This window comes from Brevibacillus sp. SYP-B805, assembly GCF_011059135.1.
Taxonomy (GTDB): Bacteria; Bacillota; Bacilli; order Brevibacillales; family Brevibacillaceae; genus Brevibacillus_F.
In genome coordinates this window covers 1-22,244 of the sequence record NZ_JAALGD010000009.1, presented here as the reverse complement: position 1 = coordinate 22,244, position 22,244 = coordinate 1, and the positions used below count along the sequence as shown (strand labels likewise).

Annotated in this window: 26 protein-coding genes and 1 pseudogene; 4 read left to right on the top strand and 23 right to left on the bottom strand. The window is 51.6% G+C overall.

Annotated elements, in window-relative coordinates; translation table 11 throughout:
- Positions 1-26: 26 nt before the first annotated feature.
- The 3 genes from G3578_RS12155 to G3578_RS12145 form a co-directional block, all read right to left on the bottom strand.
- Entirely contained in the window at positions 27-1,385 is a 1,359-nt protein-coding gene (locus G3578_RS12155; RefSeq protein ID WP_165213037.1) for a sensor histidine kinase, read from the bottom strand.
- 1 nt (position 1,386) lies between these two features.
- Positions 1,387-2,109, bottom strand: a complete 723-nt coding sequence (locus G3578_RS12150) for a response regulator transcription factor (RefSeq protein WP_165213035.1) — start codon at positions 2,107-2,109, stop codon at positions 1,387-1,389.
- A 212-nt stretch (positions 2,110-2,321) separates the two neighbouring features.
- The gene (locus G3578_RS12145) at positions 2,322-3,017 is read right to left on the bottom strand and encodes a hypothetical protein (protein ID WP_165213033.1); all 696 of its coding nucleotides are present in this window, start codon (positions 3,015-3,017) and stop codon (positions 2,322-2,324) included.
- Positions 3,018-3,503: 486 nt separating this feature from the next.
- Here G3578_RS12145 and G3578_RS12140 point away from each other — a divergent pair, with 486 nt between their 5' ends.
- A complete protein-coding gene (locus G3578_RS12140; RefSeq protein WP_165213031.1) occupies positions 3,504-3,692 on the top strand; it encodes a hypothetical protein in 189 nt (62 codons plus the stop codon).
- A 129-nt stretch (positions 3,693-3,821) separates the two neighbouring features.
- On the opposite strand, the gene G3578_RS12135 is transcribed toward G3578_RS12140, so the two are convergent.
- The 11 genes from G3578_RS12135 to G3578_RS12085 all read right to left on the bottom strand — a co-directional run bounded on the left by G3578_RS12135 (position 3,822) and on the right by G3578_RS12085 (position 13,489).
- Positions 3,822-4,022 carry a copper ion binding protein gene (locus G3578_RS12135; protein ID WP_165213029.1) on the bottom strand — a complete coding sequence of 67 codons (201 nt, stop codon included), beginning with the start codon at positions 4,020-4,022 and terminating at the stop codon, positions 3,822-3,824.
- Between the two features lie 153 nt (positions 4,023-4,175).
- On the bottom strand, positions 4,176-5,291 hold the full coding sequence (locus G3578_RS12130) for a M42 family metallopeptidase (RefSeq protein WP_165213027.1): 1,116 nt from the start codon (positions 5,289-5,291) through the stop codon (positions 4,176-4,178).
- A gap of 120 nt (positions 5,292-5,411) precedes the next feature.
- The gene (locus G3578_RS12125) at positions 5,412-6,491 is read right to left on the bottom strand and encodes an AbrB family transcriptional regulator (RefSeq protein ID WP_165213025.1); all 1,080 of its coding nucleotides are present in this window, start codon (positions 6,489-6,491) and stop codon (positions 5,412-5,414) included.
- Between the two features lie 110 nt (positions 6,492-6,601).
- On the bottom strand, positions 6,602-7,474 hold the full coding sequence (locus G3578_RS12120; RefSeq protein WP_165213023.1) for a LysR family transcriptional regulator: 873 nt from the start codon (positions 7,472-7,474) through the stop codon (positions 6,602-6,604).
- A 179-nt stretch (positions 7,475-7,653) separates the two neighbouring features.
- Complete coding sequence (locus G3578_RS12115) at positions 7,654-9,558, bottom strand: PTS fructose transporter subunit IIABC (RefSeq protein WP_165213021.1); 1,905 nt, start codon at positions 9,556-9,558, stop codon at positions 7,654-7,656.
- A 16-nt stretch (positions 9,559-9,574) separates the two neighbouring features.
- On the bottom strand, positions 9,575-10,489 hold the full coding sequence (gene pfkB, locus G3578_RS12110) for a 1-phosphofructokinase (RefSeq protein ID WP_165213019.1): 915 nt from the start codon (positions 10,487-10,489) through the stop codon (positions 9,575-9,577).
- Positions 10,486-11,238, bottom strand: coding sequence for a DeoR/GlpR family DNA-binding transcription regulator (locus G3578_RS12105; RefSeq protein WP_165213017.1), 753 nt, complete (start codon positions 11,236-11,238; stop codon positions 10,486-10,488). Before G3578_RS12105 ends, pfkB begins: the two co-directional genes overlap by 4 nt.
- A gap of 189 nt (positions 11,239-11,427) precedes the next feature.
- Positions 11,428-11,931 (bottom strand): arsinothricin resistance N-acetyltransferase ArsN1 family A, encoded by a 504-nt coding sequence (locus tag G3578_RS12100; protein WP_165213015.1) that lies wholly within the window; start codon positions 11,929-11,931, stop codon positions 11,428-11,430.
- A gap of 21 nt (positions 11,932-11,952) precedes the next feature.
- Positions 11,953-12,105 carry a hypothetical protein gene (locus G3578_RS12095; RefSeq protein ID WP_165213013.1) on the bottom strand — a complete coding sequence of 51 codons (153 nt, stop codon included), beginning with the start codon at positions 12,103-12,105 and terminating at the stop codon, positions 11,953-11,955.
- 12 nt (positions 12,106-12,117) lie between these two features.
- A complete protein-coding gene (locus tag G3578_RS12090; protein ID WP_165213011.1) occupies positions 12,118-12,984 on the bottom strand; it encodes a permease in 867 nt (288 codons plus the stop codon).
- A 55-nt stretch (positions 12,985-13,039) separates the two neighbouring features.
- A complete protein-coding gene (locus tag G3578_RS12085; RefSeq protein ID WP_165213009.1) occupies positions 13,040-13,489 on the bottom strand; it encodes a MarR family winged helix-turn-helix transcriptional regulator in 450 nt (149 codons plus the stop codon).
- A 130-nt stretch (positions 13,490-13,619) separates the two neighbouring features.
- On the opposite strand from G3578_RS12085, the gene G3578_RS12080 reads away from it, so the two are divergent.
- From G3578_RS12080 to G3578_RS12070, 3 genes are all read left to right on the top strand, one after another.
- Positions 13,620-13,964, top strand: coding sequence for an ArsR/SmtB family transcription factor (locus G3578_RS12080; RefSeq protein WP_165213007.1), 345 nt, complete (start codon positions 13,620-13,622; stop codon positions 13,962-13,964).
- Positions 13,965-14,036: 72 nt separating this feature from the next.
- Positions 14,037-14,210, top strand: a complete 174-nt coding sequence (locus G3578_RS12075) for a hypothetical protein (protein WP_165213005.1) — start codon at positions 14,037-14,039, stop codon at positions 14,208-14,210.
- Positions 14,211-14,347: 137 nt separating this feature from the next.
- Positions 14,348-14,524 carry a hypothetical protein gene (locus G3578_RS12070; RefSeq protein WP_165213003.1) on the top strand — a complete coding sequence of 59 codons (177 nt, stop codon included), beginning with the start codon at positions 14,348-14,350 and terminating at the stop codon, positions 14,522-14,524.
- Positions 14,525-14,683: 159 nt separating this feature from the next.
- On the opposite strand, the gene arsC is transcribed toward G3578_RS12070, so the two are convergent.
- The 9 genes and pseudogenes from arsC to G3578_RS12025 form a co-directional block, all read right to left on the bottom strand.
- Positions 14,684-15,109, bottom strand: coding sequence for an arsenate reductase (thioredoxin) (arsC, locus tag G3578_RS12065; RefSeq protein ID WP_165213001.1), 426 nt, complete (start codon positions 15,107-15,109; stop codon positions 14,684-14,686).
- Between the two features lie 14 nt (positions 15,110-15,123).
- Positions 15,124-15,762 carry an aquaporin gene (locus G3578_RS12060; RefSeq protein WP_165212999.1) on the bottom strand — a complete coding sequence of 213 codons (639 nt, stop codon included), beginning with the start codon at positions 15,760-15,762 and terminating at the stop codon, positions 15,124-15,126.
- 2 nt (positions 15,763-15,764) lie between these two features.
- Complete coding sequence (locus G3578_RS12055) at positions 15,765-16,094, bottom strand: ArsR/SmtB family transcription factor (RefSeq protein WP_165212997.1); 330 nt, start codon at positions 16,092-16,094, stop codon at positions 15,765-15,767.
- A 140-nt stretch (positions 16,095-16,234) separates the two neighbouring features.
- Positions 16,235-16,726, bottom strand: a complete 492-nt coding sequence (locus G3578_RS12050) for a DUF4188 domain-containing protein (RefSeq protein WP_165212995.1) — start codon at positions 16,724-16,726, stop codon at positions 16,235-16,237.
- A gap of 591 nt (positions 16,727-17,317) precedes the next feature.
- Positions 17,318-18,610, bottom strand: a complete 1,293-nt coding sequence (locus G3578_RS12045) for a peptidase U32 family protein (RefSeq protein WP_165212993.1) — start codon at positions 18,608-18,610, stop codon at positions 17,318-17,320.
- Positions 18,611-18,660: 50 nt separating this feature from the next.
- Positions 18,661-19,590, bottom strand: a complete 930-nt coding sequence (locus G3578_RS12040) for a peptidase U32 family protein (protein WP_165212991.1) — start codon at positions 19,588-19,590, stop codon at positions 18,661-18,663.
- 187 nt (positions 19,591-19,777) lie between these two features.
- On the bottom strand, positions 19,778-20,299 hold the full coding sequence (locus G3578_RS12035; protein WP_165212989.1) for a hypothetical protein: 522 nt from the start codon (positions 20,297-20,299) through the stop codon (positions 19,778-19,780).
- A 202-nt stretch (positions 20,300-20,501) separates the two neighbouring features.
- The gene (locus tag G3578_RS12030; protein ID WP_165212987.1) at positions 20,502-21,194 is read right to left on the bottom strand and encodes a response regulator; all 693 of its coding nucleotides are present in this window, start codon (positions 21,192-21,194) and stop codon (positions 20,502-20,504) included.
- Positions 21,195-21,220: 26 nt separating this feature from the next.
- Positions 21,221-21,994 (bottom strand): annotated as a pseudogene (locus G3578_RS12025) (sensor histidine kinase); the annotation flags it as partial.
- Between the last annotated feature and the right edge of the window lie 250 nt (positions 21,995-22,244).

Below are 22,244 nucleotides of genomic sequence, written 5' to 3'. Positions count from 1 at the left end.
AAAAAATCCTCAGCCGCTCTATGTGGCTAAGGATTTTTTTGCAAAGGCAGCTTGATGCGAAAAGTGGCGCCGGCAATCACCCCGTTGTGAGCCTCAATCGTCCCCCCGGACCGCTCAATGATGGCACGGGAGATAGCCAACCCCAGGCCGGTCTCCCCGTTTTTTCCTTTGACGAAACGGTGAAACAGATGAGGGAGCAGCGCTTCCGGAATGCCTTCCCCATCGTCCACGATGTCGATCCATAGCTGGTTTTTCCGCTCTTCCAGCTTCACGTCGATATGTTCCCTGGCATGGCGCAGGGCGTTCCCGAGAATGTTGATCAGCGCCTGCAGGAATTTCTCCCGGTCTACGAACACGCACGGTTCCGCATCTTCCTTCCGCACCGCAATGGTGATCCCCTGCTTCAGCCGGATCGGGTCCAACCGCTCGATCGCCTGGTTGACCAGTTCCACTGCCGAGACCGCTTCCGGATGGAAGAGATGCTCCTCGCTTTCCAGCTTTCCCAACAGAATCATTTCGGTCACAATCTTTTTCAGCCGCGTCGTCTCCTGGACAATCACATCCAGGCCTTGGCGGGCGGCATCCCCGGTAAATACCCCGTCGCGGATCCCCTCCGCGTACCCCTGAATGGACATCAGCGGGGTTTTTAATTCATGGGAGGCATTTTGAAAAAACTGCTTCTGGATGTCGTGGAAACGATCCAGCTCCTGCGCCATAAAATAGACGCTTTCCGACACCTCGGCGATCTCGCCGGTCGCCGGGACGTACTGAACCTCGGCAAACTTTCGGAGCTGGACTTTCTTGATTTCCCTGACCAGCTTGCTCAAGGGCTCCACCAGGCTTCGGGTGATGAGGAAACTCAGGAGAATGGCGAAAATCACGCCCACAAGCAGGGTGCCCATGATATTCCGGGTCAGTTCGACGCGGATCTCCTTCACCCCCCGAACGGGCACGGCCAGCAGCAGCCTCCGGCTCTCTCCGTTCTGCATGGGAAGGGTGACGACGATATAATCATCGCTGCCAATCAGCCACGTCCTGCGCTCTTTTCGCTTTTCCGCCCTGCGCTCCAGATCGTTGAGCCAATCTTTCAAGCTGGAGGAAGGAAGCGTCGTGTAGAGAACCTTTCTCTTATCCCCTACCAACAGGATCTCCACCTTGCGATTGGGGACGAAAAGCCGCTGCAGTTCCTCCACCGACTCGGGTGATATGGCGCTGCGGGAATTTTTCATCCTCTCGATCCAAATCTGGCCCTTGAGCATCAGCTCGTTGCGCTGCTGTTCAATCAGGTTGTCCAGCAGGAGCGAATAAAACATGTGGGCGGACGCTCCCGTGACGACGATAAGCAGCAGGCCGAACGCGATCGTAATCCGGTATTGCAGTTTCATCCTACCTTCTCTCCTCTTGTCCCCGCAGCCGGTACCCGAAGCCCCAGACCGTTTCAAGGGGGATGCCATCCAGTTTTTTGCGAATCCGGCGGATCAGGTCATCGACGACACGGTCGCTGCCGTAGTAATCGTCCCCCCATACCAGGGTAAGCAGTTCATCCCGCGAAAACGCCCGATTGGGGTGATCGGCGAGCAAACGGAGCAGTTGGAACTCTTTGGCCGTGACCTCCACCTCTTTGCCCTTCCAGAAGATCTGCCGTTTTTCCATATCCAGCACCAGCGCTGGAGCGCTCGCTGTCGGCTGCAGATGCCCTTCTGCCGCTTCCCCGGCGGCGCCCGACAACCGCTGCTTCATCTGCTCCCACCGGCGGAGCGCCCGATTGACCCGCGCCACCAATTCGCGGGGGCTGAACGGCTTGGTGAGGTAATCGTCGCTGCCCAATTCCAGGCCGAGAATCTTGTCCACTTCTTCGTCCCGGGCCGAAATCATGATAATCGGCGCTTCCGTCTCCATGCGAATGCGGCGGCAGAATTCGTACCCGTTCATCCCGGGCAGCATGATGTCCAGCACCCATAGATCCGGCGGATTCTCCTGCCACAGGCGCAGTGCCTCCTCCGCAGTATCCAGTCCGACGGTGGTGTATCCTTCCTTCTGCAGATAGGCCTCGACAATCTGGCGAATATTGGAATCATCATCCACGATGGCAATGCGGTATGCGTTCATGCGTTTCCTCCGCAACGTGCGTTTTCTCTCATTTTACAACACATTTGGGCCTGCTGTTTTCCCACACTTTTCCCAACATTGACACACGGCAGCATGGAAAAGGAAGTAAGAAAGCAGCCATTGGGAAAACCAACGACTGCTTTCTTGGGTGACGCAAAAGGAATTCCGGTTACCACCCTTTGGGCAGCTTTGTCGTGCGGTTCCTGCCCGAACTACTTCAACACGTCATAGATGGCTTGCTTTTGCGTCAAAATTTCTTCCTTCACGGCGTTCAGCTGTTCCAACAGACCGGCTGCATCGTTCAGCATCTCTTTCCATTCGGTCTCCGCGCCGTTTTGGTACGCTTCCTTGGCATTTTTCAACGTTTCTCTCAGATCGCCTCGCAGCTGGATAACCTTTTCATGATTGGCCTTCTTCTCTTCCCGGATCGGCTGCACCTGCGACTTGATCGGTTTCAGGGACTGATGCAGCTCCTTCACCTGCTGCCATTCCGCTTGGATCGGGGCGAGCTTGGCTTCAATCTCCTGGTGATTGGCGGCGATCTCGGCCTTCAAAGCGCTGACCCGCTCCTCATCCTTGGCCTGCTTGGCTTCTTTCAGCTGGGCGACCAGTTGTTTGTTTTCTTCCCGCAGCGGCTTGATGGCCTCCAGCACGCTTTTCACCTGCTCGTGCACTTCCGGGGACACATCCCCCTTCAGCGCTTCCCAGGCCGCCTTGTTCTGTTCCCCCTGAGCCTTAAGCTGTTCGTTCAGCTGCTTCCGCTGTTCCTGCAGCGTTTGCAGCGCCTGGTATTCCGGGGTTTGCTTCCACTTTGCCTGCTGTTGGGCCCCCTCCTCCGCATGAATGGTGCCCACTCCGCCGACCAGCAGAGCTGCGGCAAGCAGCGAGACCGATACCATTTTTTTCATGGACCATCACTCCTTGTCTAAGATTTGGCCTACACGTTTGATTCTAGAAAGAGAATGTTGGAAAAGTATCGCAGAAACATCGCAAAAACGTAAAAAAAGTGTGGGAACAAGACGCAAAAAAGCCACCTCGGATAAGGTAGCTTCATTGTGCAGACAACGTCGGTCGATCATGGGTAATGGTTCCTGCTCGCTCTCTTGACGCCCCGCGAGGAAGTGGGCTTTTGTCCGCTCCGAAACGCGACGCGGGCAGGGGTTCAACATCTTGGTATTTCACAGATGTGAGACTATCGCCCCCTGTGACCCCGCATCTTTGTTTCTCCGCTGAGTCGGTCGTCAAAGGAGCTCGCCTGGCCCCATTCCTCCATGCCCCAAACAGAAGTTTGTCATCAGCCTGAAGCCACCTCGAACAAGGTGGCTTTCCGAAAACTTTCGTTCGTCACGTCCGTATATATAGCAAAGGGATCATGAAGTGGGGACGGTGTGATCATGAACGGGAAAACGGTTGTCTTCTTATTGATCACCGCGTTGGCATTGGGAATTGCGGCCATTCTTGTTTCAAACGGACCAATTCGCCTGGTAACCATCATTGCCCTATTCCTGATCAGCTTTGTCCTCCAGGGCACGATTATCCGCGGGGACAGCTTGAACTGGATCAGCAAAAGAAAAGAGCGCTAAAACCGCAGGTAGCCGGATATCCAATCCCGCATGAAAGCCGCCTGGGGTTTTTTCGTGGCCTCCCACCTGAATCCCGGGCATTACCACGAATGTGCCCCCACACCTGCACCCCGCTGAACCGTTTTCTCCTTACTTCACATCGTAGCCTTGTTCCTCAATCGCTTCCTTGACAGCCTCGAGGCTCACCTTCTCTTCATCAAAGGTGACCGAAACCGTTTTTCCCGCCAGGTCCACTTTGCCCGAAGCGCCAATTTCCCTTAACGCGCCTTCGATGGTAGCGACGCAGTGATTGCAGGACATCCCTTCTACTTGCAAGGTAACGTTTTTCATCATGAATTCTCCCTTTCTCTCCAACATTTCCTTTCGCTTTATATACTATACCCCCCTATCCTACATGTCAAGGATTTGCATGAAAAAAGCCCGGGGTGGCCGCAACCGATTCCAATCAAAGCACGGACGGGATCATGCCTCCCGTCCGTACGCTTACACCCCCATCCGGGCGTATTCCTTTTCCCCAACCCGTCTGCTGCCCATTCCTTTGATGTGCTGGACCGCCGTTTCATCCAGCCGCTTGATGAGCGCGACGAGCAGCCTGACGGCGTTGTCCAGATCATCGCGGTGGACAACGGAGACATGGCTGTGGATATAGCGGGCCGCAACGCCGATGACCATGGAGGGGATCCCGCGGTTCACCGTATGGAATTTACCCGCATCGGTTCCGCCGCCCGGCATGATCTCGATTTGATAGGGGATCCCGTTCTCCCGCGCCGTTTCGATGACGAAATCGCGCAGGTGCAGGTGAGGAATCATGCTGCGGTCATAAAACCCCAACAGCGGCCCCGCTCCCAGCCTGATATGCTCCTCTTTCCCGCTCATGCCGGGGGTATCCTCCGCGACGCCCACATCCAGGGCAAAGGCGATGTCGGGCGCAATAGTGTGGGCCAACGTTTCCGCACCGCGCAGCCCCACTTCCTCCTGGACGGTTGCTCCCGCATAGACGATATTGGGATGGCTCTCTTGCTGAAGGCTCTCCAGCGCCTTCAGGGCCATATAGCAGCCGGCTCGGTTGTCCCAGGCTTTCGCGAGCAGCATCTTGGGATTGGGGAGAATCTCAAACGGGCAGACCGGAACCACCGGATCGCCCACATCCACGCCAAACCGCTCCGCTTCCTCCCTGCTTGCCGCCCCGATATCGACAAACATGGTTTCCGGTTCCAGCACATTCCGTCTCTCTTCGATGGACAGCACATGGGGCGCCTTCGATCCGATCACCCCGGTCAGCGCTCCTTTTTTGGTCAAGACGGTAACCCGTTGAGCCAGCATGACATGGCCCCACCACCCGCCAAGCGGCTGGAACCGCAAAAAGCCGTCCTTGGTTACCTGCGTCACCATAAACGCCACTTCATCCATATGAGCCGCCAGCATGATTTTGGGCCCGTGGGTGCCTCGCCTGCCCGCGATGCCGCCCAGGTTATCCGACAGCACCTCCGTGGACAAGCGGGTGAGATGCTGCTTCATCACCTCATGAATCTGCACCTCAAATCCGGCCGGCCCCGCTGCTTCGGTCAGTTCTTTCATTAACGCCAAGTCTTTGTCCATCATCATCCCTCCACCGATAGGGTTCCCAAGCGGAGGGAAGAGAATGCCATTCCTTTAATTTTCAAACAGCAGGAACGCTCCCGGGTTGTTCCGGAGATGCGCGCCAATCCGCCTGTTTGATTAGGAAACTTCATGATCGGTCTCCAGCTGTCGAACCCTGGCCGCAGCTTTCTTCACATAGGCTCGAATCAAAAAGGAGAAGACGGTAACGATAAACAAAACGCGGAACAGTTGAAAAGCCGTCACCAGCAGCGGGTCCGCCCCCGTGGCAAGCGCCGTCAGGCTCATCTCTGCAATACCCCCCGGCGCCGTTGACAAGATGCTGGTGATTCTCTCCATGTCGGCCGCGTAGGAAAGAAGGAGTGCCAGCGAAAGGCTCATTCCAAACAGAAACAGGGATTGGACGAGCCCCAGGAGAAAGAAGGGGCGATGTTTCCCCAGATCTTCCCGTTTGAATTCCACCCCGATGCTGATGCCGATAAGAACCTGGGCGCCCTTGACCAGGAAATCGGCAAGAACCGGCGGCCCCTCTGCAAACGACACGCTTGCCGACAAAACGGCCGCCATCAGCAGAGGACCTAGCAAAAACGGGGCAGGAATTCTTAACCGTGAAGCCACCAGCGCGATCAGAGCCCCGCCGGCGAGGAGACTGACGGTTTCCACGGCTCCCAGCAGGTGGCCGCCGGACAGGATGGCCGCCGCTGTCATTTGATGCGGAAGCAATGTGGCGACATACGGGGTCACACAGACAATGATGACGACCCGTATCGAGTGAAAGATGGAAATGATCTGCAGGTTGCCCCCCAGATTCTGCCCGATGGTGACCATCTCGGACAGCCCGCCCGGGATGTTGCTGAAGAGGGACGTGACCAGATCCACATTGCGCCACTTATGCAGGATCCAGGCATTCAGCATTCCGAAACATACCGTAACGATCGTGGCAAGCAGCATCAGCCCCAGATGATCGGACATGGTTTGCCAGATCTGCGGCGTAATCCGCAGCCCCAGGGTAATCCCGACCACGATCAGCCCTGCTTTCCGAAACCACGCGGGAGCCTGGAGTCCGGTTACCCCAAGGAACACGGCGGCCACGATGGTAACCAACGGCCCCAGCAGCCATGGCAGCGGAGAATGAACCCAGGCAAACAGCCCTCCCCCCGCGCATGCAAGCAGCAGTGTAAAAAAGATTCGTGACTGCATAGACATACCCTCTGACTTTGATTGATCCGTTGTATGTCATAAGTGTAGATCAATGGTGAGTATAGAGAAAATACCAAATCGCTATCATGGATGATGCCAAAACGGAATACCTACAAGGGTGTCGACATATCCGTCTCCTCGATAAAGCGCACAAAGGCGTTCACCATCTTTAACGCAAGGGATTCCTCATGATAAAACATCCACGTTCTGCGTAATATCGGATCGCCGTTGTGGTCTGTAAGATTGAGGGTAAACAATTCTTCCTTGCCGCTGAGGACCAACCGGGGCAAAATCGCGTAGCCCAAACCGTTGGCCACCATTTCCCGGCAGGTGTCCGCCTTGTCCACCTCCATGCCGATCAAGGGGGGCTGCGTATAATTTTCCGCCCACCAATTCTCGATCAGCGCTTTTAACAGATCATCCGTTTCATAGTCGATGCGGGGAAGGCGGGGAAGATCCTCGAGGTTGATTTTCTCCTGCGACACGATACAGATCGGCTCCTCAAACAACAGATGCTTCCGGCCCCGCCAGTGATAGTTGCCGCGCACAAACCCGACATGAACATCCTGATTGTACACCATCTTGAACACATCTTTGCTCCAACCGGTAATCACCTGAAACTCGACGTCCGGATATTTCGTTTTAAATCGCTTTAACAGGCCAGGCAGTTGATAGCGCGTAAAATAGTTGGAAACCCCCAGACGGATGGTCCCGGCAACCCTGTTGTCCATATTGGCCAAATGTTCAGTGATTTGCCGCAGCCTCAAAAGCATTTCCTCGGCACATTTCACCAGATACTCTCCCTGCGGCGTAAAATGAACGCCTCTTCTCCCGCGATGAACGATCTGAACCCCGAACTCCTTTTCAATCTGCCGGATGCGTTTGGTCAAGGCAGGCTGGGAAAGAAACAGGCTTTCTGCCGCTTTGGTGATATTTTTCTGCCGATACAGTTCCCGCAAAATCAACCAGTCGCGATTTTCCATCATGCACCTCCGAGTCAGCCCGACAGCGGCGAAACGCCTCTTTCTCTTTCAGCAATACTATAGCACGAAAGCCAACACCGCCGATCTTACTGATCACGCACCCGTGTTTCCGGATCACCCCAGCCTTTAGCGATACAGAAAAAAGCTGCCAGACCCGGAAGGCCTGGCAGCCGATTTTCTTATGCTTCCACTTCTTTCTTCAACAGGTTTACCATCAATGCCGTGACAACGGTGCCAATCAGGATTGACAGGAGGTACAGTCCCGCGTGGCCCACCACCGGCAGGACGAACAATCCGCCGTGAGGGGCCGGCAGCGTGCACCCGAAAAACATCGACAAACCGCCCGCCACCGCAGAGCCCACCATGATCGACGGAATCACGCGGGTAGGGTCAGCCGCAGCAAAGGGAATCGCCCCTTCGGTAATGAAAGATGCCCCCAGCACGTATGCCGTTTTGCCCGCCTGCCGTTCATCTTCGGTAAATTTCTTTTTAAACAGCGTCGTAGCCAACGCCAGCCCCAAAGGCGGCGTCATCCCCGCTGCCATGATGGCTGCATGGGGTGCATAGTTGCCTGCCGCAATCATCGCAATCCCGAACGTATATGCCGCTTTGTTGACCGGGCCGCCCATGTCGAAGGCCATCATCGCCCCCAACACCAGTCCAAGCAGAATGGCGTTCCCCTGGTTCATGTTCTTTAACCAGCCGCCCAGCGCGGCATTGGCCGCAGCCACCGGATCGGAGACGACGTACACCATGATAAAACCGGTAAGCAGCATCCCAAACAACGGATAGAGCAGCATCGGCTTGATGCCTTCCAGCGACTCCGGCAGACCCGCAAACAGTTTTTTCAATCCGGCCACGATGTACCCGGCCAGGAAACCGGCGATAATCCCACCCAGGAACCCGGCGCCGGAGGAAGAGGCCAGCATGCCGCCCACCATGCCGGGAGCGAAAGCGGGGCGATCCGCGATACTCTTGGCAATAAAGCCTGCCAGGACGGGGATCATCAGGCCAAATGCGGTTCCGCCGCCGATATCCATCAGCGCCTTGGCCAGCGGATGGAAGGAGGGATCTTTCGGATCGAACGCTTTGATCCCGAACATGAAGCTGATCGCAATGATAATTCCGCCGCCCACGACAAACGGCAGCATGTTGGAAACCCCGTTCATCAAGTGTTTGTATACGGCAGAGCGGTTCCGATTGCTTTCGGCCTTCGCCGCCTGGATTTTCTCCTGATAGCTGGCCGCACCGCCTCGGAAGACGGGCCCATCCTGTTTCACCGCACGCTCCAGCAACGCTTCGGCATGACGGATGCCTTCCGCTACCGGCACTTCAATCACCACCTTGCCGACAAAACGTTCCATCTCCACCTGCTTGTCGGCAGCCACGATCACGGCGGCGGCCTCGGCGATCTCTTCCGCTGTCAGCCTGTTTTTCACGCCGCCGGATCCGTTTGTCTCCACCTTGATGGCAATGCCCATTTCCTCCGCTTTCTTTTTCAACGCATCCGCAGCCATGTACGTGTGGGCAATCCCCGTCGGGCACGCGGTTACCGCCACCACCTTCACGCCGGCTTTCGACTGCGCTTGGGAAACGGTTTCCTGTTCGCCATGAACCTCTTTTTCCTTGCGGGCGATGATGGCGATCACCTCTTCCTTCGTAACCGCTTTCATCAGTTCGCGACGAAACGACTCATCCATCAGCATCTGGGCCAGCATCGCCAGTGTTTCCAAATGGGCCTCGCTGGCGTCTTCGGTCGCCGCGATCATGAAGAAGAGATGGGCTTTTTGGTTGTCCAGCGACTGATAATCGATCCCCGCTTGGGAAATGCCGAACGCGATGCTGGGCGTTTTCACCGCAGCCGTCTTCGCGTGGGGGATGGCGATCCCATCCCCGATCCCGGTCGAGCCCTGCGCCTCCCGCGCCAGGATCGCCTGCTTCATTTCTTCTTTGCTGTGCAGCCGCCCCGCCTCGTCCAGCTTGTCGATCAGCTCATCCAGCACCTCCTCTTTCGTGGTGGCTGACAACTGAAGCACAATCGTGTCTGTCTTCAACAGATCAGCAATGCGAATCTGACGATCCATACTCGGTTCCTCCTCTTTATTCCACTTTTATCATGGTGATTTCAGGCAAATACGCCTTGATTTTTTCATGGGTACAAAATCCTTCCGACAAGGCGGTTGTGCTTCCCGCTGCCACAGCGAAGCGAAACGCTTCCTCCAGCCTCCACCCTTGCTTGTGGCCGTACAAGAATCCCGCCACCATCGAGTCTCCCGCGCCGATCGTATTCACCGGTTGGCTCGGCGGGATCTGGGCGACATACGCCTCCTTCCCGCTGACCAATACGGCTCCCTGGCCGGCCATGGAAACGATCACGTTTTCCGCGCCCAGTTCCACCGCTTGGCGCCCATAACGGATTGCTTCTGCCGGTGTCGCAATCGTCACGCCGAACAGTTCCCCCAGTTCGTGGTGGTTGGGCTTGATCAGAAACGGCTTCTCCGCCAACCCATTGCGCAGCACCTGCCCCTTCGCGTCCAAAAAGACGGAGATGTTTTTGCCGCGAAGCCGCTTCATGATGGTCTGGTAGATATCAGGCGGCACGCTTGGAGGCACGCTTCCCGCCAGGACCAGGTAATCCCCGCTGCCCAAGCGATCGATCTCTTCAAGCAGCTGCTGCAGCGCTTCCTCCGGGATGACCGGGGCCACCCCGCTGATGTCCGTTTCCGTGTGTGCCTTGATCTTGAGGTTGATGCGCGAATCCGAATCGATCTGGATAAACTTATGAAAAATTCCCAACCGCTCCACTTCATGCCGAATATACGCTCCCGTAAAACCGCCGACAAACCCGAGAGCCGTGCTTTCCATGCCGAGAATGCGCAAGACCTTGGAGACGTTGATGCCTTTTCCCCCGGCATCCTTCCACTCTTTTTGCGCTTCCTGAATGGTACCTTCCGCGAGAGTCGGCACCCAAACGTGGTAGTCAATGGAAGGATTGAAGGTAACCGTGTAAATCATGCTTTCACCACTTTAAGATTGGTTAGTTGGCCGTATGCTGCTTGATCTTCTTCCGACAACCCGTCATCGGTGATCACCGTGATCCCCGACAAATCCGCCACTTTGGCAAACGTCACCCGGGAGAACTTGCTGGAGTCGCACAGCACAAACCGTTCATCCGAGAACTGAAGGGCCAACTGCTTGACAAAGGCTTCGTCCGGGTCGGGCGTTGTCAGCCCGTGATGCTTGTCGATCCCGTTCATGCCCAAAAAGCATTTGTCAAACCGATACTGGCTGATGCTTTTCAAGGCATCCCGTCCGATCAGCGACAATGTAGCCGCTTTCAATTCTCCGCCGAGCAGGATCGTCTTGATGTTTCGTTTGGTCAGCTGCATGGCGATATCCACGCCATTGGTCACCACGATGATCTTCTCGGGAAGAAAAGGAAGCATCTGATACGTGGTCGTCCCGGCATCGAGATAGATCGAATCCCGTTCCTTCACCAAACCGGCGGCAGCCTTGGCGATCGCAATTTTCTCCTTCTCATGCTTGACCGCTTTTTCCATGATGGTTGGCTCTTCAATTTTGCTTTGCAGGACTGTCGCTCCGCCATGAACACGATTCAGCAGCCGCTGTTCTTCCAGCTCGCTCAGATCGCGCCGAATGGTTGACTCGGACGCTCCCGTCGCTTCCACCAGCTCGTGGATGCGGACAACCTCCTTCTCCCTGAGTAAAGCCAGAATCAATTGATGCCGTTCGGGAGTTAACATCGTATCCACCTTTCCAGAGAACATCTGCAGCGTTATTCTGATTGTTTTTGATTATACGCTTTCATTCGTTCAATATCAATCATAAACATTCAAAATCAGCCAAATATTTTCCCTGTTTGCTCAAAAACGGTCATGCAGACGAGCAAAAAGGCACCGGGAATATATCCCGATGCCCCTGTTACTCTTCATTCACACCTCCGTCATGAGGATCTTCTCCATCGCCATCACATCGACAAATTTTCCATCCAAGATACCCTGGTTGTGAAACACGCCAACTTCACGATACCCGCATTTTTTATAAAGTCCTTGCCCAAGAGCGTTAAATGGAAAGGTGAACAGCACAATTTTGTAAAATCCATGGGAGCGTGCCACCTCCTCCAGCTTCTCCAAAAGTGCCTTCCCGACGCCCTTTCCTCGGTGAGAACGTTCCATGTAGATGGATAAATCGGCAACCCCATCATACGCACATCGATTGGCGTAACGGTTAAGGGAAGCCCATCCAATGACGTCATCATCCAGCTCTGCGACAAGTACCGCGTATCGCCCCTGATGCTCATCAAACCATCTGCGCATGTAAGCGTAGTCCTTCTCCTCGGACTCCAAGGTCGCAATTCGGTCAGCTATCCCTTGATTGTAAATCGTCAGGATGGCTTCCAAATCTGCTTCATTCGCTTTTCGAATGGCAAGGCTCATGACAAGCTCCCCTTTGGTAAGTTACTTGCAGCAAGAATCGCTGCTTTGACCTGCTTTTTTCTTCACCGGCTCAGCTGCACTGCAGCATGCATCCTTTGTTTCTTTCACCTCTTCGATCTTGACGTTGCAGCAATTGCCCTCTTTTTTCCCAAACAGACTCTTCAAAATTCCCATGTGAAACCCTCCTCAGATCATATAGAATAACAACCCAGCAATCGTGGACATGGTGAAGACGGATACAACAAAAGCCCCAACCAGCCGCTTCTTGAAAATGGAGTTAAGCAGCGCTAACTCCGGCAAACTTGCTCCAGCAGAGCTGATCATTAACGCCATGGCTGGACCAAGAGCCATTCCTTTTGCAATCATGATTTGCGAAATGGGGATCATCGTCGACAGTCGAATGTAAAGCGGAATACCGATGATAGCTGCGACCGGCACCATCCACCACTTGTCTGCACCCATGTATGTCGTAATCCATCCGGCAGGTACTGCACCATGAATGAGAGATCCGATCGCGGCTCCAATGATGATGTATGGATAAACGGATTTCATTAACCCAAGCGTTTCGGCCAACGCCGCTTTAAGGCTGAAGGTTTTCGTTGTTTCATTGTACCCGGTCATCACAACTTGCTTGACTTGTGTTTCAAACCCAAGCCGTTCCAGGGTAAATCCGATCATGACCGATAACACGGAAGTGATGACGGTGTATGCAATTGCTACTTTTACTCCAAGCATTGCTCCCATCAGGGTAATGATGGTTGGGTCCAACACCGGCGAGGCGAACAGGAACACCATCACGATGCCGAACCGAATTTTTTTGTGTAACAGATTGACGACAACCGGAATGGTTGAGCAAGAGCAGAAGGGTGTTACGAATGCAAACACCAATGCCATCAATGCCCCCAAAGCACTGTTTTTCCCTGTCAAAAATTTTTCCACCTTTTCGTACGGGATAAAGCTTTGGAGCAAACTGATGGCAAATGAGATCACAATGAACAATCCCGTTAACTCCAAGGCGATCCACAAAAAGCTGTGTAGAACTTCAAGCCACATACTTACCACCCCTTTTAGTTGCAATTTGCAAATGTTTATTGAAGGAAAAATGGGCTTAATCACCCATGGGATTGCAGCATTGCTTGGTTTTTGCCATTGCTTGATTCAACAATTTCAGGGAACGAATCACTGTGTCTTTCTCGAATTCGGTCATATGGGAGAAGATCTCGTCATAAAACGCATTCATGATCTGTTCGATATAATCGTTAATGCGTTTCCCTTTCTCCGTTAAGGAAAGAATCTGTACCCTGCGGTCCTCTGGATATGGAGTCTTTTTTACGAGTTCCGCTTCTACCAATGCTTGAACCTGGCGGCTGAACGTTGTGACATCCATCCCTAAAGTCTCAGCAATTTGCTGAATGGACGGCTGATGCTGCCGATGTATTTCATATAAAATGTGGCTTTGCGCGACCGATATGTCAATGCCATCCACGGAGCAACAGTTCTTGTTTAAAAGGCCAATGCGCCGAGTCATCGTCTGTAAAATTTCACGTATATTTTCCATCTCCTCACCTCTTACCCCATTTATACACCTGTTATTTGCAAAACGCAATTATTTTTTATCAAAAATTTTTGATGTTACCTATTGCCTTTTGGCAAAATGAGGAGTATAGTAGCATCATCAAGAAAAATTGATGAAGGTGACACGTTTGATTAAAGAGCTACCGATCCTACATGCCAACCATGATGCTTTCTTTGAACGGTACGAAGCAAAGTTTAAAGCTCTTGCAGATAAAAAGCGGCTTCAAATCATGTATGAGCTAACCCAGAAAGGCAAGGTTTGCGTTTGCGATTTGACGGAGATTGTAGGTATGGCACAGTCGAAACTGTCCTATCATCTCAAGATCCTTCTGGATGCCAACCTGATCATCAAGGAAACAGAAGGCACCATGAACTACTACTCCTTAAATCCGGACGAAGTGAATCATCTTCTCTCTGAAGAGCTTTGCTGCATCTTCCGCCGCAACAACTGCTGCTAATTCTTTTTTCATCATTTCATCAATTTTTTTTGATATATTCATCAAATTATATTGATAAAGGAGTGAGTTTTTATGATTTACCATGATGTACTGGCTCAAATGCTTTATGAAGATCAAAAAAGAAAACTGAACTTCATCACATGGAAGGGATGGCAGCTGCTTCGAGAAGAGCATACGCAAGCGGCAGCACCACGAAAAATCGATACTGGAATACAAGCTCAGCAGCACACATGCGCAGCTTGCTGATGGCGATGGATTGCCGGCGGAGATGATTCGGCAGCGCTTATACAAAGAGGGATTCCCTCAATCGGATTACATTGTTAATCAGCTTGTTGATTCCCCCATCCTTTCGGGGATCAAATAAAAACATGTAGGAGGAATTGATGATGACAAACTTTATGAAAAATCTTTCAGATGGGAGCTCCAAGAAGGAAGGGAATTGCTGCGAAGTAGAAATCAAAGCAGCAGCTCCTGAAAACAAAGAAGGGGCAACCGAAGCCTGCTGTGAATCCTGCTGCAGCACCGAAACAACCAGCGATAGCTCTTCTTGCTGCGGGTAAATGATTGGTTTCAGGTGTCAAAGATTGACCGGCCAGAGTACTCTCTGCCCGGTCAATACTTGTTTTTTTGATACGGCTGGATAAGTAACGTATGGCCTTGGGTTGCTAGATCTTCCTCGGAGTTGTCTTACGCAATTTGAATCCAGCGATCACTCCTTTTTACTTTCCTTCTTTCAGGAATTGTTCAATGCGATTCTTAATGGCATCGCGCACGGTACGGAAGCTTGCCAGTATTTCTTCCTCCGTGCCGGTGGCTTTCGCCGGATCATCAAACCCCCAATGCCACTTCACGACATTTTTGTTCGGAATGAGCGGGCAGTGCTCATCCGCATGACCGCAAAGTGTAATCACATAATCCGCACGATTCAGCGTCTCAGGATCAATGACATCGGACGTGTGTTGGCTGATATCTACTCCTGCTTCCTGCATGACCTGAACAGCGCGAGGGTTTAGGCCATGGGCTTTCAGGCCTGCGCTCTTTACTTCATAACGGTCGCTCCCCAACTTTTTTAGGAAGCCTTCTGCCATCTGACTGCGGCAAGAGTTTCCCGTGCAAAGAAAGTAGACGAGCGGTTTTTTGTCCATATTTGTCTTCTCCTTTATTCGTGTAGTGTTTGATAAACAAGGGTTGCCGCCACTGCTCCGAGGATCGTTGCGACAATGTAAATCCACAGGTGTTGAAGAGTTCCAGAAACCAAAGCAGGTCCCAATGAACGAACAGGATTCATGGAAGCGCCACAGATTGGTCCTGCAAACATCGCCATCAGTCCGACCGTGCCGCCGATTGCCACTCCTGCGAACTGTTTAACCGCCTTCCCGTGAACCGCAGAGCCAAGAATCACCATCATCAGGATAAACGTCAGAATGAACTCCAGAATGAACGATTGTTCCCATGAATTTCTCGGAAGGGTGGCTCCCAGGTTGGCCACATTGCCGAAAAGCCAAAGCAATGTTGAGCTGGCAGCCACTCCAGCTATCGCTTGCGTCATGATATACAGCAATGCTTCTTTGGGATTCATATCCCGATGGACCAGAAACCCGATCGTAACGGCTGGATTAAAGTGTGCACCCGAGATGTGACCGAATGTGTAGATCAGCGCCATGACAACAAGGCCAAATGTGATGGCGATTCCAACATGTGTGAGGGATTTGGTCAGCTCATTAATGACGACGGCTCCAGTGCCGGCAAAAACAAGAAAATACGTCCCGATAAATTCTGCGATAAGCTTTCTTTTCATGATCAATCCTCTTTACAGCTAACGAGCAAGCCTTGTTCTTCCAGTTTCTTGAACTCTGCGGAGCAATCCGGCAAGTTGACGAGTCCAAGACCAATTTCGTGCAGTTGTTTTCGATTTAACGAATAAAACACCCATTGTCCTTTTCGGTTTTCTGTTACCAGGTCCGCATTTTTCAAACGGCTCAAGTGTTTGGAAATGGCCGGCTGCGAGATCCCAAAAATGGGCACCAGTTCGCATACACAGCAATCACGCATGTTCAGCAATGCGATGATTTTTAGCCGCGTTGGGTCTCCCAGTGCCTTTAAAGCATCGGCTAATTTCTTAAGTTCCATGCCTGATCGTCCCTCCTCGCTACAATACTAATATGACCATATGGTTATATCAATATGTTTAATCGTTAATTTTTTGTAAAGAAAACAAGAAAAAGCCTGATTTTTACAGGCTTCTCAGCTCAACCATAGTATGAAATCTTTTAAGGGTTCGACGGATCATCAACTTTCCCTAATCTCCCCCTTGCCGTTTCCCTGTTTCCTGTAGCAGGGACATGATTCCCTGCTCTGGCTAAACCGTACACTGGCATATTGACATACATACATTCGTACTGGCCTTCCTGAACAAGAAATGTTTCGTGATAAAATCCGACTTCACCTGTGCTGGCTACCTTCTTGTTGAAGTTTCTCCAAGCCTCCAAGTGTTTGGCTCCATGTCTTGCATAGTGCTCAAGATGTTCAAATGAACGCCAATATTGAAGCAATGTAATTCCCCGCCAACTGATGAAAAACTTCATGTCCAAAAAACCCAGATCCCTATTTTTATATAATTCTGTAATCATCGCTTGCATGGCCGTGATAATAGGAACCCATTTCCAAAAATAAAGCAGTTTATTAATTCTCATACCGATGACAAAAACCACAAATGAACCTTCGATATCTGCGGTATATCGCCCTGGTACAATCTTCCCCATAAACCGAACCTCACCTTTTGTTTATTCTTTCTTTCACGCTAGTTGAGATTATCTTAATCTCATTTTGGCGATTCGTAAAGAATGTTCAAAAAATTTCACGCCGATCGCCACAATCGGGGTATTCTCCGTGATGGGATTTCGATTGCTGGGAAGCGTCATGGATACGATAATGGAAACAATGGGGCAAATACAAATCCCCTTTCATCTTCTGAGAAAGAGAAAGGGCAATGCTTGATCCCTGAACACTTTCCTGTAATGTGCTGGGGCCCCTTGTGGATAGCGGCCAGCGGTACCAGCCTCCACAAAGCGACTTAACTTCTCTTTTACAGCATGGCATATGGTGGCGTCCCGGTCGCTTCCATCGCCTCACTTGCAGCCAAGGTTTCAAATAAAAGAGCAGTAAATTCTTTCATAAAAATGCTTTTCTGCTTCAAGTTCATAGAAAAAACCGAGCGGATATCAGGCTGGGTACCTGAGTCCAACTCGGCTTTTGCACAGATTATTTTGCCCTTGGAAAACACCCCGTTGGTATTGGGAGCCGAACATCTAGCTGATTCAGTTGACGCATCTTGTTCCCCAGACGGGCTTCGTTTATTTCTTTTCCTTACGCATGATATCGTACGGTTTCACTGGCTGTGTGACGCGCATTTTTACTTTTTGCATGGCGCGGTTTGCTTCTGTTAGCGAGTTGCCTTCTTCGTCCCACAGCTCTTCCACCTTCTGGATGAAATTGTCACGTTTGGGCCCGAAGAATTCCACCTCTGATCCGACAGCAAAGTGGTTTCGCTGTTCAATGGTGGCGATGCCGGTCTTCTCATCATAATCAAGCACCAGTCCGGCAAAATCATATTTGGCCATTTTGGGCGGCACACCGAAGATCTGGTCTTGTTCAGTCGGGCTTCCGTAATAGAATGCCGTGGTAACCGGACGGTTGGCCGCTTTCAGGATTTCATCCATCCATTCCGGTTTGAAGACAAAGCCTTCCGGATCCTCGCAGTAGGCATCGATCACTTTCCGGTAGGTGTTGACCACTGTTGCCACATAGTGAACCGTCTTCATCCGCCCCTCGATCTTTAAGCTGTCGACTCCGGCCTCAATCATTTCCGGGATATGCTCGATCATGCACAGATCTTTGGAGCTCATGGTAAAAGAGTCATCCTCTTCGCTGAACATCGGCAATTCTGTCTTGCCGATCTGCGGGGTTTCGGTATCTTCTTCCTCCGCTTCCTCAAACAAATCATATTTCCAACGGCAGGACTGGGCGCATCCCCCGCGATTGGCATCCCGGTTGGTCATGTGATTGGAAAGCACACATCGACCCGAATAGGAGATACACATGGCCCCGTGAATGAATGCCTCAATCTCTACGTCAGTATACTTCTTGATCTGACGAATTTCCTCCATGGATACTTCGCGCGCCAGGACGACTCGTGAAATCCCTTCATTTGCCCAAAAGCTGACGGCTTGCCAGTTTGTTGTTGACGCTTGTGTGCTGAGATGGATCTCCAAATGGGGGGCTGCCTGTTTGCACACTTCGACGATGGCAGGATCCGCAATGATCACCGCATCAATCCCGATGTCGTACAATGTGCGAAAATATTCTTCCATTCCCTCAAAGTCTTCATTGTGGGCAATAATGTTGGCGGCGACGAATACCTTGGCGCCATGGGCATGGGCAAATGCCACGCCTTCCTTCATGTCTTCATAGGTAAAATTGCCCGCTTTGGAGCGAAGTCCAAATTTTTGTCCACCGATGTATACGGCATCCGCACCGTACAGTACGGCGAATTTCAGTTTTTCCAGATTGCCCGCCGGAGCAAGCAGCTCCGGTTTCTTTCGCTTTGTCGGGCTTGCGATCGTCGATTGGACGGTCTGTGTTAACATACGTCGGTTACCTCCTTGCACAGTTGAATCGTTCACATATGGAAAGATGTTCAATAAATTTGCTGTTTGAAGTAGAAGCCCGTTCCGAGCGGTCTGGCCGGATCCTGGATGCTTTTGAGCTCGTCCAACCAGCCGGAATCGATGTCCGCATGCGGGTTTTCAGCCAAACGGTCGATGGCCTTGCGATAGATGGAGACGACCGTCTGAATATATTCCAACGGCTTGAGGATGCCCTCAATCTTGAGCGCATCGATGCCTCCCGTGATGAACGACGACAAATGCTCGAGCATGCAGATATCCTCTGCACTCATGATGTGGGTGCCATGACGGTCTTCAAAGATCGGATACCGCTGATCTTCACGGTTGTCTTCCTTTAAAAACATGCGGCGCTGCGCTGCGCGGATTTCCTGCTCCGGGTCTTTTCCCTGGTGACGCACATAGTTGCTGACCAATTCCCGTTTGGAATGAAAAATACAGGTCATCCCGTGCACCTGCACCTGAATCTCAATCCTTGTGTTACGTTTGACTTCCAATACGGCTTCCAACGAAAGCTCACGTGCGAGAATCGCCCGGCTTGCACCTTTCCCAGCCCAAAAGTTAACGGTTCGGTAGTTGGTTGATGTGGTCTCCGTATTCCAGTGCAGCGGCAATTCGGGTGCCACCTGACGTGCTGTCATCAGTACGGATGGATCACCAAACACAACCGCATCGACGTGGGGCGCCAGTTGTTCCAGATAACCTGCCAGCTCTCCAACCTCATCATGATGCATGAGGGCGTTCATCACTGCATATACTCGGCCGCCATGCTTGCGGGCGATTTGTTGCGCTTCTTTGATTTGTTCCAATTCAAAGTGTCCCGGCTGACGCAGGGCATATCGTTCATGGCCAAGCGTAACCGCATCCGCACCTGCCTCAAATACGCGCTCCACTTCCTCCAATGTTGCTGCTGTGGTTACCAGTTCCGGTTTTTTGTTCTTCATGTTTTGCCAACCTCAGTTCTCGTCAAAAATCATTCCAACATACTATCATATACTTATTCCATTTTATCATGACCATTTCTCATGCATAAAAACGGACAATGTTATGACATTTTGATTCATTCGCCAGCGCATTCGACGCTTGCATGAGAAAGCAAGTTATCTGGATTTTCCATGTTCTTCCCTTCATTCAGGCAAGATTGGACCGGTTTTTCTGTTTTCGCGATCCCCACGGTTTAAAGACCGAAATCACGAACATCATGGCAAGGGAAAGGATCTGGAGAATGATCCCGGTCCATAGTTGAGCGCTGTTCACGGTGAACGCCGGATCTTGAAGAGCGCCTAACCCTTCCGCCGTTGTCAGCGTTACCGCCTTGAGCGTCCAGAAATACATGCCGATTGGTCCCAATATGATGGAGAGGATCGTCAACCCTTCCTTGACGATAATCCAGTAATATTTAAAGAGCCCCCACTGGGTTAACACAGATAGCAAAATGCCGGTTACCAGAGTGCCGATTGTCGATGCCCGAACAGACGTCTTGGCAAGCAGATGCATACTGGTATAACACGCTTTAAGCACGCCTTCATCGTTCGTGTTTGCCGCAGTGATGCTGAGAATCAGAAAGACGATCGCCACGCCGAACATGATCGCGGCAAACAACAGATGGAGCGCGAGCAGCCACCTTCTCTGGGTTACGTTCAGTTTTCCCAAAACATTCACCTCCTGCCTGCAAAACCGCTTCCCTTATTCATAATAGCCAGTATGTCTAAATGTCCCCTAAACGAAATCTAAAAAAAGTATAAAAACGACCGGTTTGTTGGCTGGAATCATGCAAGCGCACACAAAAAAACGACCCTCACGCGCATGTGAACAGATCGCTTCAAACCCGTCATGATTTTTCTCTTCGCTGTAACTATAAATTCAAGCGATACCCGACGCCCCAAATCGTCTCGATATATTGCGGCTTGGACGGATCCGCTTCGATTTTTTCCCTCAGTTTGCTGATATGGACGGTCACCGTGGCGTTGTCGCCCAAAGCGTCCAGCCCCCAGATTTTTTCGAACAACTCGTCCTTGCTGAACACCCGGTTCGGATGCAAAGCCAGAAACAGCAGCAGGTCATATTCCTTGGATGTTAACGGTACCTCCGTTTCATTCACGAACACTTTTCGGGACATCTTATCGATGCGAATGCCCCGTATTCGGATCTCGTCTTGCTGCCTCATCCGGTTATCTGTCGTTAAGCGGTTGTAACGGGCAAGATGGGCTTTCACCCGAGCGACCAGTTCAGCAACACTGAACGGTTTGGTCATATAATCGTCCGCACCAAGTCCCAGCCCTCTAATTTTATCGACGTCTTCCTTTTTGGCTGAAATCATCAGGATCGGAATGTTTTTCACCTGACGGACTTGCCGGCATATTTCAAACCCGTCCGTTTTCGGCAGCATGAGATCGAGAATGATCAGATCATATTCCTCTTCAAGCGCCTTTTTGAGACCGATGTCACCGCTCGCCGCGGTCTCCACCGCGAAGCCGCTTGCTTCCAGATAATCTTTTTCCACTTCCACAATAACCTGCTCGTCTTCGATAATCAAAATGCGCTTCACGACTGCTCACCGCCATGTTTTGACTTTGGCAATGTAAAAGAAATGCTGGTGCCTTCCCCCATGCGGCTTTCCGCCCACACGCGCCCGCCTTGCCCTTCAACGATCTGTTTCACAATCGCAAGACCCAGGCCGCTGCCTCCCGTAGCTGTGCTTCTCGAAGGATCCGCCCGGTAAAAGCGGTCGAAAATTTGCGGCAGCGCCGCGCTTTCGATCCCCGGTCCGTTGTCCTGGATGCGTACCGTTGCTTCCGATTCGTCGTCGAACAATTCCACCCGAATTTCTTTTTGGTCCTTGTCCATATATTTCAAGCTGTTGTCCATGATATTCATGATGACTCTGCGCAGCTTTTCGCGGTCGGCCATCACGGGAACCGGCCGGTCGTGGGCACCAGTAAACGTTATCGTGATCCCTTCCATTCGCGGATCGAGGCGCAATTCTTCGACACAATCGCGCAAATAAGCCGCAAGATCCAGCGGTTCCAAATGAAACGGCAGCCGTTTCAAATCAAGTTTGGAAAACAGCAGCAATTCGTCGATCAACCGATCCATTTCTTCCGTTTTTTTCGCGATCATGCGCATATACTTTTCCCGCTTGGCATCGGTATCCGCGATGCCGTCCCGAATGCCTTCGATGCATGCTTTTATGCCGGTAATCGGCGTTTTCAGGTCGTGTGAAATGTTGGAGATCAGTTCTTTGCGGTTTTCCTCATATTGCAGCTGAAGTCGGATCGATTGGCTCAGCCGATGGCGCATTTCTTCAAATGCCGCGCCCAACTCGCCGATTTCATCTTTTCGTTTCAAATCTACCTGAACCAGCTAATATCTTGTCAAGCCAATTAATTAAATAGCATCATTATTTGTGGTATACTTTAAAAAGGGTATAACAAACCAGCCTTCCAACTTCTTTTGGAAGGATTTGGTTATCAGTCCTATCCGTTATCGTTATACGGTCTGTTCTCGATAAGGAACCCCCTTCTTCAGAATTGCGTAGATGAGATGGAGAAGTTTATTGGCACATGCAATTACGGCTACTCTGTAAGGCTTGGTCTCA

Coding starts and splice junctions, on each gene's coding strand:
- G3578_RS12140 (WP_165213031.1), top strand. CDS start 3,504: ATGAACGGGAAAACGGTTGTCTTCTTATTGATCACCGCGTTGGCATTG.
- G3578_RS12085 (WP_165213009.1), bottom strand. CDS start 13,489: ATGGAAAATATACGTGAAATTTTACAGACGATGACTCGGCGCATTGGC.
- G3578_RS12040 (WP_165212991.1), bottom strand. CDS start 19,590: ATGAAGAACAAAAAACCGGAACTGGTAACCACAGCAGCAACATTGGAG.
- G3578_RS12060 (WP_165212999.1), bottom strand. CDS start 15,762: ATGAAAAGAAAGCTTATCGCAGAATTTATCGGGACGTATTTTCTTGTT.
- G3578_RS12130 (WP_165213027.1), bottom strand. CDS start 5,291: ATGGACAAAGACTTGGCGTTAATGAAAGAACTGACCGAAGCAGCGGGG.
- G3578_RS12145 (WP_165213033.1), bottom strand. CDS start 3,017: ATGAAAAAAATGGTATCGGTCTCGCTGCTTGCCGCAGCTCTGCTGGTC.
- G3578_RS12155 (WP_165213037.1), bottom strand. CDS start 1,385: ATGAAACTGCAATACCGGATTACGATCGCGTTCGGCCTGCTGCTTATC.
- G3578_RS12115 (WP_165213021.1), bottom strand. CDS start 9,558: ATGGATCGTCAGATTCGCATTGCTGATCTGTTGAAGACAGACACGATT.
- pfkB (WP_165213019.1), bottom strand. CDS start 10,489: ATGATTTACACGGTTACCTTCAATCCTTCCATTGACTACCACGTTTGG.
- G3578_RS12125 (WP_165213025.1), bottom strand. CDS start 6,491: ATGCAGTCACGAATCTTTTTTACACTGCTGCTTGCATGCGCGGGGGGA.
- G3578_RS12055 (WP_165212997.1), bottom strand. CDS start 16,094: ATGGAACTTAAGAAATTAGCCGATGCTTTAAAGGCACTGGGAGACCCA.
- G3578_RS12080 (WP_165213007.1), top strand. CDS start 13,620: ATGAAGGTGACACGTTTGATTAAAGAGCTACCGATCCTACATGCCAAC.
- G3578_RS12050 (WP_165212995.1), bottom strand. CDS start 16,726: ATGGGGAAGATTGTACCAGGGCGATATACCGCAGATATCGAAGGTTCA.
- G3578_RS12095 (WP_165213013.1), bottom strand. CDS start 12,105: ATGGGAATTTTGAAGAGTCTGTTTGGGAAAAAAGAGGGCAATTGCTGC.
- G3578_RS12120 (WP_165213023.1), bottom strand. CDS start 7,474: ATGGAAAATCGCGACTGGTTGATTTTGCGGGAACTGTATCGGCAGAAA.
- G3578_RS12105 (WP_165213017.1), bottom strand. CDS start 11,238: ATGTTAACTCCCGAACGGCATCAATTGATTCTGGCTTTACTCAGGGAG.
- G3578_RS12150 (WP_165213035.1), bottom strand. CDS start 2,109: ATGAACGCATACCGCATTGCCATCGTGGATGATGATTCCAATATTCGC.
- G3578_RS12100 (WP_165213015.1), bottom strand. CDS start 11,931: ATGAGCCTTGCCATTCGAAAAGCGAATGAAGCAGATTTGGAAGCCATC.
- G3578_RS12070 (WP_165213003.1), top strand. CDS start 14,348: ATGATGACAAACTTTATGAAAAATCTTTCAGATGGGAGCTCCAAGAAG.
- arsC (WP_165213001.1), bottom strand. CDS start 15,109: ATGGACAAAAAACCGCTCGTCTACTTTCTTTGCACGGGAAACTCTTGC.
- G3578_RS12090 (WP_165213011.1), bottom strand. CDS start 12,984: ATGTGGCTTGAAGTTCTACACAGCTTTTTGTGGATCGCCTTGGAGTTA.
- G3578_RS12075 (WP_165213005.1), top strand. CDS start 14,037: ATGATTTACCATGATGTACTGGCTCAAATGCTTTATGAAGATCAAAAA.
- G3578_RS12045 (WP_165212993.1), bottom strand. CDS start 18,610: ATGTTAACACAGACCGTCCAATCGACGATCGCAAGCCCGACAAAGCGA.
- G3578_RS12135 (WP_165213029.1), bottom strand. CDS start 4,022: ATGAAAAACGTTACCTTGCAAGTAGAAGGGATGTCCTGCAATCACTGC.